This is a genomic window from Phycisphaerae bacterium (assembly GCA_028714855.1).
Lineage (GTDB): Bacteria > Planctomycetota > Phycisphaerae > Sedimentisphaerales > Anaerobacaceae > CAIYOL01.
Window position 1 is genome coordinate 48,126 of the sequence record JAQTLP010000008.1, and the last position, 17,260, is coordinate 65,385.

At 43.9% G+C, this 17,260-nt stretch carries 14 protein-coding genes; 5 read left to right on the forward strand and 9 right to left on the reverse strand.

What is annotated here, in order from left to right; genetic code table 11:
• Window positions 1–101: 101 nt before the first annotated feature.
• The 4 genes from PHG53_07785 to PHG53_07800 form a co-directional block, all read right to left on the reverse strand.
• The gene (locus tag PHG53_07785; protein ID MDD5381518.1) at window positions 102–3,473 is read right to left on the reverse strand and encodes a secretin N-terminal domain-containing protein; all 3,372 of its coding nucleotides are present in this window, start codon (window positions 3,471–3,473) and stop codon (window positions 102–104) included.
• A gap of 494 nt (window positions 3,474–3,967) precedes the next feature.
• Window positions 3,968–4,858, reverse strand: a complete 891-nt coding sequence (locus PHG53_07790) for a hypothetical protein (protein MDD5381519.1) — start codon at window positions 4,856–4,858, stop codon at window positions 3,968–3,970.
• Window positions 4,859–4,949: 91 nt separating this feature from the next.
• Window positions 4,950–5,858, reverse strand: a complete 909-nt coding sequence (locus PHG53_07795; protein ID MDD5381520.1) for a hypothetical protein — start codon at window positions 5,856–5,858, stop codon at window positions 4,950–4,952.
• Window positions 5,859–5,936: 78 nt separating this feature from the next.
• Window positions 5,937–7,121 carry a DUF1573 domain-containing protein gene (locus PHG53_07800; protein MDD5381521.1) on the reverse strand — a complete coding sequence of 395 codons (1,185 nt, stop codon included), beginning with the start codon at window positions 7,119–7,121 and terminating at the stop codon, window positions 5,937–5,939.
• A gap of 243 nt (window positions 7,122–7,364) precedes the next feature.
• Between PHG53_07800 and PHG53_07805 the strand changes: the two genes are divergently transcribed.
• The 5 genes from PHG53_07805 (at window position 7,365) to PHG53_07825 (ending at window position 12,527) form a co-directional block, all read left to right on the forward strand.
• Window positions 7,365–8,984, forward strand: a complete 1,620-nt coding sequence (locus PHG53_07805) for a hypothetical protein (protein MDD5381522.1) — start codon at window positions 7,365–7,367, stop codon at window positions 8,982–8,984.
• Window positions 8,985–9,011: 27 nt separating this feature from the next.
• Window positions 9,012–9,995 (forward strand): lysylphosphatidylglycerol synthase transmembrane domain-containing protein, encoded by a 984-nt coding sequence (locus PHG53_07810; protein MDD5381523.1) that lies wholly within the window; start codon window positions 9,012–9,014, stop codon window positions 9,993–9,995.
• 40 nt (window positions 9,996–10,035) lie between these two features.
• Window positions 10,036–10,683 carry a class I SAM-dependent methyltransferase gene (locus tag PHG53_07815; protein MDD5381524.1) on the forward strand — a complete coding sequence of 216 codons (648 nt, stop codon included), beginning with the start codon at window positions 10,036–10,038 and terminating at the stop codon, window positions 10,681–10,683.
• Entirely contained in the window at window positions 10,676–11,509 is an 834-nt protein-coding gene (locus tag PHG53_07820; GenBank protein MDD5381525.1) for a glycosyltransferase family 2 protein, read from the forward strand. The genes PHG53_07815 and PHG53_07820 overlap by 8 nt, the downstream gene beginning before the upstream one ends.
• A 118-nt stretch (window positions 11,510–11,627) precedes the next feature.
• Window positions 11,628–12,527, forward strand: a complete 900-nt coding sequence (locus tag PHG53_07825; protein ID MDD5381526.1) for a hypothetical protein — start codon at window positions 11,628–11,630, stop codon at window positions 12,525–12,527.
• A 30-nt stretch (window positions 12,528–12,557) separates the two neighbouring features.
• Here the strand turns inward: PHG53_07825 and PHG53_07830 are convergent, their stop codons facing one another.
• The 5 genes from PHG53_07830 to PHG53_07850 form a co-directional block, all read right to left on the reverse strand.
• Window positions 12,558–13,589, reverse strand: a complete 1,032-nt coding sequence (locus PHG53_07830; GenBank protein MDD5381527.1) for a DUF354 domain-containing protein — start codon at window positions 13,587–13,589, stop codon at window positions 12,558–12,560.
• The gene (locus tag PHG53_07835; GenBank protein MDD5381528.1) at window positions 13,573–14,355 is read right to left on the reverse strand and encodes an AglZ/HisF2 family acetamidino modification protein; all 783 of its coding nucleotides are present in this window, start codon (window positions 14,353–14,355) and stop codon (window positions 13,573–13,575) included. Before PHG53_07835 ends, PHG53_07830 begins: the two co-directional genes overlap by 17 nt.
• A gap of 28 nt (window positions 14,356–14,383) precedes the next feature.
• Window positions 14,384–15,001 carry an imidazole glycerol phosphate synthase subunit HisH gene (hisH, locus tag PHG53_07840; protein MDD5381529.1) on the reverse strand — a complete coding sequence of 206 codons (618 nt, stop codon included), beginning with the start codon at window positions 14,999–15,001 and terminating at the stop codon, window positions 14,384–14,386.
• Window position 15,002: 1 nt separating this feature from the next.
• Window positions 15,003–16,136, reverse strand: a complete 1,134-nt coding sequence (locus PHG53_07845; protein ID MDD5381530.1) for an N-acetyl sugar amidotransferase — start codon at window positions 16,134–16,136, stop codon at window positions 15,003–15,005.
• A gap of 160 nt (window positions 16,137–16,296) precedes the next feature.
• Window positions 16,297–17,247: a glycosyltransferase family 2 protein gene (locus PHG53_07850; GenBank protein MDD5381531.1), complete on the reverse strand. Its 951-nt coding sequence runs from the start codon at window positions 17,245–17,247 to the stop codon at window positions 16,297–16,299.
• Window positions 17,248–17,260 lie beyond the last annotated feature (13 nt).

Below are 17,260 nucleotides of genomic sequence, written 5' to 3' on the forward strand. Positions count from 1 at the left end.
ATATTACAATGGCAGGTGGCGCAAGCCATGCTACGCATTTATGTGCCTGCCCGATTAAGGCAGCCACATAGCGCTTAGTGTTGCCCATAATACCCCTCTTCCTAATCTGATTCAAGGATATGTAACGGGTCTATCGGCTCAGGCTCTATACCGGGCCAATCCTGATGTCTCTGGAATCTTTCCTCAAAGTCCTCAACCGCACCCCGGTTCCTGTCTGATATTCTCTCCAAATCCGGCAATCCTGCAGCCGTTTCACTCGGCCTTAAGATATTTGCCCTAACAAATACATACAGCTTCGTTTGTGAGCTGCTAGTGCTTATTCTTCTGAAAAGCCCGCCGGCAATCGGGATGTCACCAAGAAAAGGTACTTTCCAGTTATCCTTAGTCTGTCCTATCGTTGTTATGCCTCCGAGAATTATCGTGCTGTCATCGGGCACGGTAACGATTGTCTCGACATTGTTCTCACTTTTGTCAGGCGGCGGATCATTCTGTCCAATCCCGCCTTCCGGAGCAATCTGACTCGAACGCTGCATTTTTATTTCAAGGCGAAGCAAATCGCCTTCACTAATATGAGGCGTAATATCAAGGTTGATACCCGACGGGAACTGGTCAAAGGTATAAGATGTTTGTACAACTCCTTCGTTCGGCTGAGTCTGCGCCTGTCTGGACACGTATATAGTGTTCGTAGTGTCGATGTGACCTTTCTCATTGTCATTAACGAGTATCTTAGGTCTGGCAAGGACCCGGCCGTAGCCCTTTGACTGCATTAACTCCAACAGCATCTGAATATGACGGCCCGCATAAAAACCCTGGGCAGGCGACGCTTCTCCCAGAATTGAAGTTGCCTCCCCCACCCTATTCGAGGGGAAAGGCGATAGAGCACTCGTGCCAGTAGCAAGTTTCTGCATTATTCCGCCAGGGAGCATTTCCGGGAACTTGGAGACCAACTGTAAATCGTAATCGAAGGAATCAGACTCAGTAATTTCAACGAGCATCGCATCCAACAGCACCTGCGGCCTGCGCTTGTCCAACTGTTTTATTAAACTGCCTATCCATTCCTGATTTTTTTTGCTGGCATAGACGAGGATTGAAAAGGTGTTCTCATCGGGAACGATGATAATGTCTTCTTCTGTTTTCTTTATTGTCTGCTGGATTTTTCCCTCTTTATCCTTAATGGTTTCCTGAATAAATTTCTGCAGAACTTCCGCCAAATCCTCGGGGGCCTGGTTCTCGAGCGCATAAATTACATAAGGTATCGCCTGCCTAAGAGTTTCGCTGTCCACGTAGCTGATAATCGTGGCTATCTGAACGTGCTGCTCAGGCGTGGCATTTACCAAAAGCGAATTCGTTGATTCAATTATCACCACCTGCGGCTGCTCCACAAGAGGCTCCACTTCAGAAGTTGCAGCAGGCGCGGCGGCCGGGGCGGCTCCCGGAGCGGGGGACCTACCGACAGTAATTTTCTTTCCCTCGGCTGTCTTGTCGCCGATTATGCCAAGCTCTCCGAGCTTCTTTACCACCTCATCGGCCCCGACATACTGGATATCGTATAATCGCATAGTCCGAAGGTCCTGCTGTTCCACATCAAGGGAATCTATCAAAGATTCAACAACAACCAACTGCTCTTCAAGGCCTATCATCAGGACGCGGTTCGTTCTTTCGTCGGCATCCAGATAGACCGTCGTTTGGGCCAAAGCAGCCGGCGCAGCGGGTGCTGGTGCGGGCCTGCCTGCCCTGATGCGCCTCGACGGCGGCTGTGCCGCCACAGGGGCCGCGACAGTAATTGATATAGTTCCTAACTGCTCAGCAAGAGTTTTGATTTTCGGAGCGAGCGTCGCCGCCATCGTGTATTTTAACTGCCTGAACCTGAATTGTTTCGGCGCACCCGGCTGGTCAACCATATCCAATAGCTCCTCTACACGCGCCATACGGTAGGCATATTCGGTAACGATAAGCGTGCCCGTTTCGGGAATCGGCGAGATGTTTGCGCCGAGCTTCATACTGGTCAAAAGATTCTGCGCACTACTTGTATCTATATACTTCAGCTTGAAAACATGCGTTATAACTATATCTCCAAGCTGAACCTCACCCGCCTCTGGCTGCAAAGCAGGGTCAATACCCAATGCGTCAGCGGCAGGAACAATGGTTACAAGGTTGCCCTTGCGAGCCATCACAAAACCTCTGAATCTCAGCACAGATTCGAGCAAAGGATATAAATCTTTCACCTTGATAGGTCCCTGAAGCTTCAGCGAAACTTCGCCTCTGACCTGCGTTTCATCGTACATATAGTCTAATTGCAAATACTTGCCAACCAAATCCACCAAATCTATGATGTTAAGCTTCGCCGGCAAATCCAACTCAAGCATTTCATTACCATTGGCAATAGGCGCCGGTTCGTATGAACGGACTTTTTCAAGAGCTGGTTCCGATTCCGGTTCCTCGACAGTTAAATTCGGTTCGGCGGACTGTGGTTCTTCAGTAATCTGCGGCGATGCTTCTTCTGTTTGCTCCAAATCAGCGAAAGGATCGTTCGGTTCATCCGTCTTCGCTATCGATTCCTTCTTCGCCGCCACTACAGAGGATGGGACGCTAGACAGGTTTGCATCTGGTACTCCCGCTGCTGCTTGTTCAGCAGGCGCAGGGGCAACAGCAGCTGGCTGACTTGTCTGTCTGGCGTGCTCCTCAGCAGCTATTTTCTCGGTCTCGGCAAGCGAATTAAGAAGTTTATCTAAAAGCTCATTCGGTTCGTTGACGTCCATAGCTTCTTGAGCGACAGGTTCAGGAGAAGCAGCTATTCTTTTAAGCTCATCCTCAGCTCTTTTAAGCTCGGCCTCCGTGTCTGTTTTCGTTTCCGCTCCACCGGCCTTGACCAACTCAGCCGATTTGTCCGGCTCGACTGCTTGAGGGAATAGTCCCCCGCTGCTGAGGAGTCGCCCGATTGCGGAAATAATCCTTTCAAGCTGTCTTGGCTCGGCAACGATTATCACATTATTATCGTGAACGTCTATAATTGCTTTGGCTTTTGCCGTACTGCTCGGCGGACTAACAAATGTCCCTATAGATATATCATTAACCTCGGTTGCTATTTGCTCATTGGGGGGAAACTGCGATGGGCCCACCGCAGTATATACTTTTATTTCAAAAAGCCCGTTAGCATCAACAAGCCCCAAAATAGCGCTCGCTTTAATCAAGTCCTCAGACGGAGCAGTTACCAAAAGCACATTGGCACCGGGAAGCTGTGAAACCGTACCGACCCCGGCTTCGGCAAGATATTTTTTGCCCTGCTCAGCGGATATGTATTTTAAGGAAAAAACCCTGTATCGCTCAACACCGGAAGCCGCCCCCTGCTCCGCAGCAAAAAGATAACTGCCGCTTAGAATGACAGTTACTGCACAGATAAAAATAAAAACCCTTCGGGCTACGGCATGGCATTTCGCCCTGACGAGTGCTTTCTCACAACATTGAAACGGCATAAGCCATTCTAGGGGTTGCCGATCTGCCTTCATATACTCACTCCGTAGTTCGCAAAACTAAAAATTTACAATCCATTTACTGCTTATCGGACTTGTCCGGCAAGTCGGACATCGTGCCGAAAAAGCCGCTAAAATAAGTCCTTTTCTCACAAGCCTTTACGTAAATATCTGTGTAAGTTTCCAACTTTGACTGCCTCAAATACTCTCTTCTACATCAATTCAGACACTTAAACGGCCTAAAAGTTCCTTCTTTTCAGCTAAAAATCCGCTGATTACTCCCTTTTTACGGACCCAACCACCCCCCATTGCAATTGGAAAGCCGCAAAACAGGCTCCCTCTCTATCGGCAAAAATCGTAAAACAATGAACAAATAAGCAAGACTTTGGTATGTCTTAAATCAGGTGTAACTTCTCGGGAAAAGTGGAATTAAGCAGATGCTTTCTTCGCTTCCTGTGGACAGATGATATCGGTCTTGGCCCCTCGGCGGACTGGAATTATCCCTGCCCTGTAATATTCGCATCATTTAAGGCCGGTTCATTCAAGTTTGCATCCCTCTCAGCGCTGCTATTCCCAGCTCGATCCGGCTCCTGCTGAACGTTTTTCAACCTTCGGCCCAAACGGCCCAGCCCCCTCGCTTCTTTGGTGCTTATACGCATATTTTCAAGGTCGGAGACAGTCTCTCTTTTCGCTGCCGCTATTTCCTCAGCTTCAACATTTGCCGGAACAGCTTTTTGCCTGGCTCGGCCGGCATTCGATATCTCTCTCTCAACAGCTTCCGTTTCTTTGGCGTTTATCTGAACTTCGAGACCTGTCTCTGGATTATCACCGGTAATGCGGCCGTCAAATGATGTGCTCGCTTTAAGGAGGCTTCTTTGTGCCGGCCTTTCCGCCACAAGTTCGAAAGTATTTTTGCCATCTCGAACAACTATGAGACCATCTTTAATCTGCTCAACAACTAAATGGCCTATCTGGCTGGATTGTCTTACCCAGTACAGGCCTTTGCCCGGCTCATCAATCAATGCAAGTGACAATTCCGGCTGCAACACATGACGGCTGGTACCAATAAGCCTGAATTTGGCTGCAACGGGCCCCGCAGGTCTGGGCTGCCTTTTTGCCTCAGTCGTCGAAGGTGTGGGCTTTGGCTTGGGGGGAGGATTTAGATACAACGCAAAAGCCTCTGCCTGTTTTACAAGCGGCGAAATTTCGCGCCGGCCATCCTCGATTTTATCGCCTCTGGCCTCCTTGAATTTCTCTATCACACCGGCAGATTTCAGAAATTGTTCTGTTTGCTTATCGCCGCGAAACCCAAAAGCCGCAGGCAAAACAAACAAAAAAACCGCTAAAACCACCGCTATAATACTTGTTATCCGCAATGTCTTTATCATATTCGATATTCCAGTTCTCTGTACTATTTGACATTACCGACAACATTTGGTTCCCGCTAATACTGTTTTTTCTTAAAAAAAGGGCGTTTTTTTACTGAACAGCGTTCAGTATCTCATCAAGCTGCGGGGCCTCGCCCTCCCATAATTTGACCGCCGCGCCATCGGCCACAACCACTACCAAAGGGGTTTGAATATACCACTTCTTGCTTGTATCGAGCTTTCCCTGCAAACAAGGGGTATCAACGGGGACAATGTCCTCTTTCCCTGAAGCATACGGAGGAATCTCAATAAACGCGAACCGTATCGAGTCCTCGTTTCCGGCCATATCGCGGGCCATCCGGTCGTATAGCGGAATTGCTTCATGACAAGTTTCACATTCGTTACTATACAACATTACGATGACAATATTCGACTTCAGCGAACCTGCAATATCGATGTGCTTGAGCATTGGCCATTCGGTTTGACCAATCCACTCGGCGGGCCGGACTACTTCGTATTTGTCCGTTTTATCCGGCGGCTTATTGAAAACAAGAACCGGCATTATGATACCGAAAGCTATAAATGTCGGTATAGCAACACCGAAGAAGTGCGCTGCACTCGGCCAGGGCGGCGGCAGGAGCTTCAGCCCCTTAGGGCGGAAAATAATCAGCCCAAGAAAAATGGGTATATCAATCACCGCAAAGGTTATCCACGGATTAACCTTGACCCTGCCGAAACAGCCGCAGGATTCCGCCCCGATGAGTCCTTTTTGCAGCGTTACCAATATAAATAACCCGAAAGCCAGCACGGCAATCATCCACGCCGCCTTGCGGAACAGTCCGGAGGCAAGCCATATTCCCAGTCCCAGTTCCAACGGTATCTGGAATACAAAGAACAACCAGGATTCCCAGAAACCTTTGCTGATAATCGGTTCGGTAAGCAATTGATGGATTTTCAGCACGGCTGCAACTATAAGGACTAATCCTGTCACGACCGTGATGATTCGGTTAGCTACTTTCATACTCGAATTGCCAAGCCAGCCACAGCGGGATAGCCACGCAGCATCCTGATTTTAAGTATCTGCTGATTAGGTCCAAATTCAATCAGTAGAGGACGGTTTCTCTGCTGCAGGAGACGACTTTTCTGTAACTGGGGATGGCTTCTCTGTAATTGGAGGCGATTTCTCTGCTTTTTTCAAATAGAACATTCTGCAGGCAATTTTCAGTTTTTCGCCGCCTTTTATATTTACAAAAAACGTGTCCGTGAAAAATCCATTTTGACCTTTTTCACCGGTCGGAGGTGTTATCTCCAGCTCAAACTTATAGCGATTATTATCAACCTTTTCCTGTTTCAAAACCTTTATAGTGCCTTGCTGCGATGACGTCGACTCAATCTCGAATTCATCGTCGTAGTTGTTGATTACCCAGACCTCCCTTGTCACCGACTTTTCCAAATTGGCCTTGTAGACTATAATCGACGGCGGAGTCACCTTAAACATCGGCAAAACTTCAAAAGGAATAGAAATCATAGGACTTTCCGGATGAGTAAGGGTAATTTCAAGACGCCCGCCGGATTCTTCCCTCAATTTTTCCACATCGACCTTCGGCTTAAGAACAAATTCCGTCGCTCTCACCGGAGAACTATAATCAGCAGTAATAGCCCTTTCGAGCGGTTTAAGCCGCCCAACCGACTTGACCTCTTTTATCGAAAACGGCTGGCCGTCAAGACTTTTAATCGTAATCGCCGGGCAGCCGGCGTTCTCCTTGTTAAGGACAAGGTCAAGTTTCTTCGGGAGGAAGCTAATTTTCGATACAACCTCGGCCGTTATGATTAATTCGACCCTGGGATTTGCCTGGTCGTTACTGGACACATGCAGAGTTTTCCTTACCGACCCTGTCTGAGAGCTTGCATGATATTCCACTTTCAAGGTCCCTGTTTCGTTCGGTGCGTATTCCTTTTTCTCCAGCGTATATGGCGTGCAGCCGCAGGTCTTGCTAACCTCTGTTATTTTCAACAAGCCTTTCCCTGTATTTGTAAATTTAAACTCACAAACATTTTTCGACCCCGGGGCGATGTTTCCGAAATCGTTAACCACGTTTTCAAACGTAATTGCCGGCTTATCTTTAACAGCCGCAGGAGTGCTTTCGTCCTTTGCAGAACCAGCCGCCGTTGCTGGCGTTTTTAACTCGGTTTTAGATTCCTCTGCCGCCACGGCCCAGCTAATCTGCAAAAAGCAGACAGAAACAACCATAATGACAGTTAAAATCAACCAATTGCGTTTCATAATTCTCATCTCCAACAAGATTACGATATAAATTACAATTCGTTCGCGGAAACGCTTATTCTAATAGAAAAAATATCATTAAGCAAGAAATTTTTGATTAGATACCACAAGGAAGCACCGGGATTTCAACTGGTCAAATATAACTTTACAGCCGATATTTCAAGTATTACTATGATGTGGATTGACTCGCCACACCTGCCTCCATAGGGGGCGAAGTGTGCCGTAGTCAGACAGGAACAGATTATGACAAAAGAGGTTGACTTAAACCATACAAACAAAACGCTTAATTTCTGGTTCTGCGCGGGACTTATTATAATATTGTTTGTTTCAATAATAGCTCGCGATATAGCCCGGCCGTTCTACGGCCTCCACAGCTGGGCGCAAGCCAGCGGTGCATGGGCGGCACGCTCTCATGTTAGATACGGCCTTTCTTATACAAAAGGCATCTCTACCTGGGCGGTCGGTTATCCGCCTAAAGCAGCCCCTCAACGATACTGGGACCACCCCCAGCTAAACGTCCTGATAGCGGCAGGCTGTATGGAGATATTTGGAATAAACGAATGGGCACCAGGAATCGGCGTTATAACCGTAGATATCCTTGCGCTGCTTATCTTTATATTTATGATACGGGATATATCCAGCGACCTAGTGGCGATTATCTCAGGAACTATATATATATTGTTCCCGCTTACAAGTTATTTTGGCATGGGCAGCTGGGGACCAATGCTCGGCTACCTGTCTATGTGGCTTTATCTGATAATAGCAGGTTATACCGCCAGAAGTCCCAAAAGATTTCATTATATCTGTCTGGCCGTTGCGCTATTTTTGGGAATACAATTCGACTGGGTCGTCTTTTTCTTCGCAATGGGCATCGGCGTACACTGTGTTCTGGTCTGCCTTATAAAAAGGAAACCGTTCAACTGGCCTTTGCTGATAATACTCGCCGCTGCCCCGGCGTGTAGTATGCTCTTAAACTTTATAATTATGGCGGCAGGTTACAACTGGGACGCGGGCAAAATAATGGAGCTGTATAAATGGCGGTCCGCTAAAGGCGAAATGCCTGCCTTCGAATGGAACAAATGGTTCGCACAATTATGGGTATTCGCAGCAACCAACTTTACAATTCCGGCGATTGTCGCGGCAATCGCTTACCTGACGATAGGACAACTTTTTGTTTTTGCGACCCCGAAGGACAAGACCGGAAAAAGGGCCTTACAATTCCCGTGCTTCTGGCTGTTCTTCTTAATACCTTTTTTCCAGCTTTTTATTCTCAGAGGCTGTCTCTGGAAACATCAGACGTGGGAACGGCCGTTGGCCCCGCTAATCGCTATCGGTTCAGCACTCGCGATACTTACGATTGGAGACAATCTTAAAAAAATCCACAGGTTCTTTGCATTTGCCGCGGAAGGATTACTTGCAATCATACTTTTGATTAGCTGCCTCGTCGGTGCACATTATTATTACTCCATCAGGTGGCAGCCGGAAGCAAAAATAAAAATGTTCAAAATACTTAACAAAGCAATTCCGCCGGACAAAGCCCTTTTGAGTTTTGAGGACTTTATAGTAAACCAGCACGAGTCTAAAGGCGGATTCATTCGACCTGAAATCGCCTGGTATCTCGACAGAAACATCGTGCAGGCAACAACCTTCCAGCGGGTTCAGGAGCTTGCCAAAACCGGTGAATACTCTTACTATCTTGTGCCGTATCACCCGAATCTGGCAGAACTGATTAACCAGCTTCAGCAGACATACAAATACGAATATGTCCCCGGCGACTCGGGTGAAACAACCAAGGATGGTAATTTTCTCAAAGCCAGCATGTACCCTTATATGATTTTCGACCTGTCAAGTAAAGTGCAATAGACGTTAATCAGGAAATCAATCTTTATTATGAGCAGACACTTCGGCTTAAAACAGATTAAGACACTTCTGAGAATCGTGATTGTTGCTGCCTGTATCGTATACATCGCCAACTTCTTCTACACCAATCGCGATTCTTTGAGCATCGTTATCAGGATAAACTTTATAACGCTGTCTGCTCTGGTACTGCTTTGGCTGGGTTACATGCTGATTCATAACTGGAGATTACAGCTCATATTACAAAAATGCAGCGGCCGAAAAATCGCATTCTGGCAATGGTTCAAAATCCTTATCATGGGCAACTTCCTGAACCTGGTATTCTCACAGCTCGGCAATGTTTACCGAGGCGTAAAGTTAAAAAAAGAACATAATATTTCTTACACAAGCTACATCGCCAGTTTCGCCTCGTTCGCGTGGATGAACACCTGCATGAATTTGGTTTTGGCTATCGTGACTATTTTGTTAATCGAACCGAATTTAAAGATAGGGCTGTTTTCCGCTTCTTCCCTTCTGGTTATCATCTGTGCTATTATAATTATCCTGCCCATTACGGCCTTGTTTTTCTTAAGATTTATCCGTTTTAAAAATCATTATCTCGACTGGACAAAATTAAAACTGTCTGAAGTTCTGACTACCACCCTCGATAACATTAAAGACATCTCTTTTCTGCTCAAAATAATACTGCTCAGCATTGTGGCTTTTATCGTTACAGTTTTTTCTTACTATATTCTTTTCGCAGGCTTTGATATGCGACTGTCCCTGCCAATCTTGGCCGTTTTCTGCACCCTTCTGCAACTCAGCACACTCTTCGTCATTACTCCCGGCAATATCGGCATACAGGAAATCGCCTTCGGTTTCATAAGCCAGCAATTCGGCATCGGCATGGCAGAAGGAATCCTGGTCTCCTTTGTCAGCAGAATATTAAGCACCGCTTTGGTCATTCTTCTGGGAGTATTGTTAGGCGGGATAAATGTTATTAAATATCGCAACAAATACGTCGAGCTTAATCATTGAACTTCGGCGGATTTAAACGATATTATGAAAGAAAGGCAATATGCTGGAAAAAATAAATAATTATTTCAGCAATATAAGATGGGACATCATTAATCTTATACCTGCCGGTAAAAACAAGATATTGGAAATCGGATGCGGCACAGGCAATACGGGTAAAGTCTTAAAGGAACAGGGCAAAGCCTTGGAAGTTATAGGTATAGAAAAAATCCCCCAAGCAGCAGAATCGGCGAAGAAAAACCTTAACTCGGTTATAACCGCCGATATTGAAACCGTCGAAATGCCGTTCGATAAAGGATATTTCGATTATATTATAGCAGCCGATATCCTGGAACACCTCTACAACCCGTGGCTGACTATAAGCAATCTAAAAAAATATATCAAAAAAGATGGTTTCATAATAACCAGTATTCCAAATATAAGACACTGGCGAATCGTGCGGGAGCTTATCCTCAAAGGAAACTGGACTTACAATAATGCCGGCCTGCTCGACGACACCCATATAAGGTTTTTCACAAAAAAAACTATGATGAAAATGATTCAATCCGCAGGTTTCACAATAAACCTTATCATCCCAAAATTTAAGCTGGAGCCCGCAAACCGCTATAACATACTGAACAATCTCACATTACACCTGTTGGAAGAATTCTGGGCGCAACAATATATAATTATGGCAAGAAAAAATGATTGATATTCTTCTGGCAACTTACAACGGAGAAAAATATTTAACTCAGCAGATAGACTCCATCGTCGCACAAACCTATAAAGATTGGCAGCTATTGATAAGGGACGACCTTTCCACCGACAACACGGTAAACATCATAAAAAATTATACCCGCAGATGCCCTGATAAAATACGACTGATTGAAGATAGTAAGGGACATTTAGGACTTGTCCGTAATTTTGAAGCATTACTCGAATCCTCACAAAGCGAATTCATTATGTTCTGCGACCAGGACGATATCTGGCTGCCGAATAAAATCGAGCTGACTCTAAATGCAATGGAAGCTGCAGGAAAAACCCAGCCGAATACACCTTTACTTATCCACACGGACTTAAAAGTGGTTGATGAGACGCTCACGCCAATTGCAGAATCGTTCTGGAAACTTCACAGAATATCGCCGGAGAACGACTGTCAGCTCAAAAAAATCATTTATCGAAACATCGTTACCGGCTGCACGGTTATGATAAATAAAAAAGCAAAAGAGATTTCAATGCCTTTTTCGCCGGAAGCCAGGATACATGACTGGTGGATTGCCCTTAACGTTGTAAAAAATGGAAAAATCATCCACGTGACAACGACTACTGTTCTGTATCGCCAACATACCGCTAATATTATTGGTGCAAAAAAACCGCTAAAAGAAGATATGCTTCTTTTGCCCCAAAAATTTATCCGCGCAAAAAGATTTCTGCTGTCCGATTATAGAATGGCAAAAAAAATTGTGCCGGATATCAGTCTCGCACAATGGTTGTTAAAAAATATCGCCCTTTCTTTCGGCCGTCGCTTCAGACTGTAAATATTCGATTAAGATTGACTTTTTTGACCACGGAAAATACTTGGTTAACCGCCCTTTTTGGCTTATCATTATGGCTTAAATAAAACCATAATTTAAATAGTGTTAAAACTGAAATAAAATGCCAATTTCTAATGACCTGATTACTATTGCCGCGGTTAATTGGTATTCCTGCGCCTATTTAGAGAAATTACTAAATAACTTACTCGATAAGGCCGGTATCCCCGACAGATTACGTTTTGTCATCGTTGATAACACCAATAGCAAAGACGAAACCATCGAAAAACTGAAAGAAAAATTTCAAACCGTTACCATAATCAAAAACGACCCCGGCAGTCTTAAAGGTTCGCCTGCACACGCTCACGGCCTCAATGTCGTAATGAAAAATATCAAAACGCCGTATGCTTTAATCCTTGACCCGGATGTTCATATCCTCAAAAAAAACTGGGACGTCTTTTTGACAAACTTAATAAATCAAAATAATATTTTTACTCTTGGCGTCAGTTACCCGCCATGGAAGCTGGGGATGTATCATAATTTTCCTAATCCTGTTTTTTGTTTTTTCGAAACGAAGCGGCATTTCGAATTCGCACCAGATTGGTCAGCTTATGACGTAAACAAATTTACTATTTACTGGGATTTTGTCAGGAGGAATTTTTTGCGCCTTGGCACCTATATCAACAGGAGGCGTTTCGAAAACTCAAAGTTTATAAGAATGGTTTGGCCATGTATCGAAAAAATCGTCGGACTTTGCAGCAGGGACACCGGCTGGAGAAGGGCACAAAAGGCAAAGAAGTCTAAAGTAAAAACAATAATATTCGAAGCTAAAGTGGTCCCTTCGGAAGAATTCAAGCCGGACGACCCGTATTCAAATATGGCAAAATACTTCGAATTATATTACTACCAAAATGAACCTATACTCGCCCATAAAGCCTCTACTAATTCTCCGGTTTTTAAAACTGATAAATCAAGCGATAAGGACATGTGGGAAAAATGCATAGCGCAAATCGAAAAACAGTAAATTTCCCCCCGACAATCCGCTCACAATCAATTAAAGATTGCCTTTATGCAGTTGTTCGATGGTTTCGACTATATATGCGGTAACATCAATCTTTTCACTCAACAGTTTCTGTTGGGCAACTTTACATCTTTCTTTGACATTTTGACCCGTTAGAAATTCAACGCACAATTTCAAGGCCTCATTCGTATCTGTGGTCTGTTTAAGCAGGCCGTACTTCTCGTGCATATCGATATAACCGAGTCGGAGCGTATTGACATAAACCGCAGGTACGCCGAGTATCGCAGATTCGCTGGCCATTGTCGCGCCCTCACCAACGTACAACGAAGCAAAGGCCATTACGTGATGAACTAAATGCGGCGGCACATTCAACTGGTAAGGCACAAGTTCTGTCGGCAGTTGCGCCTCCGAACTGATATAAGGCCGGGCGTATTTCGAGATTTCTTTTATGAAATTCAGCTTTTGTTTATCCGCGATTCCATGCTGACCGATATCGTGCGAAGCCCTCCACGAAACAAAACGAATTATGCAGTATTTTTCCGAAATGTCTATACCGAACTTTTTGGCAATCTCCCTGTCAGGCGTGAACCGTTTTGGATGCAGATATGCAAGCTCGTGACAACCTTCATACCTGATTTGCTTCTTGCCCAAATCCGATGTAAAACAGCTCGGCGTCATAATTTTCGTCGCGAACGGTTTATATAACGCAATCTGACCGGTCGCATGTTCGGTATCATCGAGAATGAGCGTCTTTTTTCTGCACAGAAAACCGGCATGAGCTATCCTGCAGGACGCTAATCCGGTCAAAATATCCGGTTTATGCTGAAGCACCACTTTGACCATTCGGCAGTCCAATATCGGTAAATTGATTAACTTCTTCGCAAGGCTGTCTCCGTACGTCCCCATCTTGATGTAATCGAACCCGTAGGCATCGAGCAGTTTATAAGACAAATCCTTTTGGCTGGCGGTTATAATCACATCGTGCCCGCGCTTTCGAAGCTCCGATATGGCATACTTAAACAAATGAACATGAGCAGGATGATTAATATCAACAAGTATTTTCATCGTTAAAAACCAAAAAATGTTTTATCTCTTCTTCCTCAGGATAATTAATTAATACTGCTCTTCTTGGACCATGAAATACAAACATACTCCCGGCGGCAACAGCAGATGCATGTCCATTAACAATTGCCTCTTTAAAATCATTTAGTGAACCGGCTCCGCCAAGGGCTACTACGGGTATTTGTACAGCTTCTGAAACTTTTCTGATTAAATCGATATCGTAACCGGCCATTGTACCTTCTCTGTCGATAGAATTAATTATAATTTCTCCGGCGCCCAATTGTTCCATTTTTTTTGCGTGTTCAACCGGCTCAAGCTGTGTCTTTTTCTTGCCGCTGTTAATATACACCTTGTTTTTCTTCCAGATATCTTTTTTAACATCAATAGATACAATAATACTCTGATTCCCAAAATTATCCGATGCTTCCCTGATTAAATTTGGATTTGTAACTGATGAAGTATTAATAATAACTTTTTCAGCGCCTATTTTTAATATCTGTCTTATTTCATCTAAATTTTTAATCCCTCCCCCTACGGCAAACGGCATAAATGCCTCCTCAGCAATTTTCTCAACCAGGTCAAGCGGCAAAAGCCTGTTCTCATTAGTTGCGGTAATATCTAAAAAGACCAACTCGTCCGCCTCCAGATCATTGAAAATCTTTATTGCGTTCATAGGGTCCCCTATATAAGTGGGACTTTTGAACTTGACCGTTTTAACTAATCCTTTATTCTTCAGTAATAAACAGGGAATCACTCGCGGACGGAACATAAAATAAAATCTCTAAAAGGTTATAAATCTATGTTTTTTCAACAAAGTTTCCTAAAATCTTAAGGCCGTTTTTATGACTTTTTTCCGGATGAAATTGCGTACCGTAAATATTATCCTTCTGTATAGATGATACAAACCTGATACTATATTCTGTCGTGGAGCTTATATCATCTTTTTTATCGGCGCAAACATGAAAAGAATGGACAAAATAAAATAAAGCATCTTTTTCCAAACCGTCATATAAAATACACTCCTTTTCCGGTCTTATAGTATTCCAGCCCATGTGAGGTATTTTATAAATGGAATTGGATGTGTTAAAATCGAACCTTACTGTCCCGGCATCCAGCCATCCAAAACCTTCGCAATCTCCTTCCTCGCTATGTTTCGTAAACAATTGCATGCCAAGGCATATACCTAAAATCGGAGTTTTTTGTGAAAGAACCTTCTCATTCAAAATATCAATGAGGTTCCGCTTTTTCAGCTTGTCCATTCCGTTCCTGAAATGCCCCACGCCGGGCAGTATCAATTTACCGGCATTCTTTATGTCCTCTATTTTTGACGAAACTATGGCGTCGGCATTAATTCTTTTAAATGCTTTTAATACAGACCAAAGATTCCCCATTTCATAGTCAACGATAACTATCATTTTACTCGTTTTCTAAATATTTAAGATAAAGCAATTTGGGAATTAAACCCAGTTTGACGGAAATCTTAATCGGTATTTTAAAAAATTTAATGATTTTATAATAATTAGGATAATCATTAAAACTTTTAACAGGCAGGTTCATAATATTATTGAATTCTTCTTTCGTGAGGCCCAGTTTACTGATGACATAATCTACAATCTCGGTTTTAACGTGATGCGGATTTCGCTCTATCTCTTTAATCGCGGTTTCTCTATCTGTTATCCCCTCTCTTATCATCGCCGAATAATCGACTATTCTTTTATCAATATTGAACTTTTTTGGCAGCAGGTATGACTGGTAGAATTTAGTATAAACAGATTCATGATGATGGCCGCCATAATCCTGCCACCCTAACTCCTTCTGCAGGAAAGGTTTTATTTTGGCTTTCTCATATTTAAAATAATTAAGGATTGGTATCACTTTAATACCAAGAATAATATTATAATACAAAACATCCATTAGTTTAAAATTAGGAAACGTCTTCAATTTTACACTTCCGAACTTTTTATGGACATAGTCAATATATTTGCCATCCATATAAGTCCATCCGATTGGCATTAGACCTTCGGCCCTGAATGAGTGTCCGTTAAAAACATACTTAACGCCTTCTTTTGCCGCCATTTTTACTAATATCGAATGAATCCCGACATCTGTAGGAATTTCGGTATCAGGAGTCGAAGCTCTTAAAAACGATATTTGTAAATCTTTAAACTCTTCCCATTCCACCACGTACGTATAAAGATCAACATTCAGCATGGAACAGGCATTCTTGATATTCCTTACTGCAATATCCGAATCCCATCCATTATCAAAATGTACAGCTAAGGGACGTATCCCAAGTTGTACCAACTGGTATAATACATAAGTACTATCTGTTCCGCCACTTACACCAATTATACAATCGTATTTTTCCCCTTTGCCTTTCCTTCTTGCTTTTTTAATTAAATTGTCAAGATTCTCCTGACCCTTATTGTCAAGCGGGTAGATTCTTTTTAGTTCATCATGTATCTTGCAATACTGGCATACCCCATTTTCGTCAAAAATAATGCCCGGTATCCTGTCGTCTAAAATGCATCTTGAACAAACTTTATCCATATCAGATTCCTGCTGCAAAATTTACTTATTAGCTTCCATAAATATCGTGTATTCTAATGGCGTTTAATGCTTCACTGGAGATAGCAGTAAATTTGGTTTGTGTATCGGAAATATGCCAATAACCTGAAACCGCCTTTGCAGGCAGCTAAGGTAAAATCTCTCATTTCAAATCCTTATTACTTTCCATATCGAACCACATCGCAAAGAGCGTAAACTGTATGGCGGTAATACACGAAAACATCGCCGCAAGAGCATTTATCGGCGGGATATGCCCCTGGAAAATCCATATATAAAACACTCTGATAAAAAGAAGCACTGTAGCGACATCAAACAAAAAAGCGAACACGTAGAAGAAAATCAGCGGATGAAAATCCCTGATAACATATTTCTCCTTCATCCTGTATAAAAAACACTTCAGCAGCAGCCAGGAAAGTTTCGGCACGACGTGATGAATCCTTATGCCGCTCTTTCCGCCGACGTTATAAACCGGTTTGACCGGCACATCACGGACCCTTAGATTGTAAATATTGAGTTTAACCAGCAGGTCGTTGGGCATACCGTAACGTTTATAAATCTTGTCGATGTCGATAAGCTCAAGAGAGCGGAGATTTATCACGGTATAGCCGGTCTGGGAATCGGCAATATGCCAGTACCCGCTTGCTATTTTCGTCAAGAGCGAAAGGAATGAATTACCGAGGTATCTCACTTTCGGAATAATATTCCACGCATTGCCGGTGAAAAGCCGGTTGCCTTTGGCATAATCAATCTGACCTGTCACCACCGGCTCCAGAAGGTCTGGCAGATCCTCCGGGGCCATTTGAGCGTCACCAGCCATAACGGCGGTGGCTGACATCTTATTATCACGCGCCCATTTGTAACCGCTTGCGATAGCGCCTCCGACGCCCTGGTTTTCTTCGTGCTGAATCAGAATGACCCTGCCTTTAGATTTATCGGCTTCGTCGCGAACTATTTCCGCCGTCCTGTCTGTGCTCTTGTCGTCCACCACCACTATTTTGTCAACATACTCCGGCATAGTTTCAAGAACTTTGCCGATGAGTTGTTCTTCGTTATACGCCGGAACAACCACGCAAACCGTATGTTCTTTATACATTACCGTCTCCTTA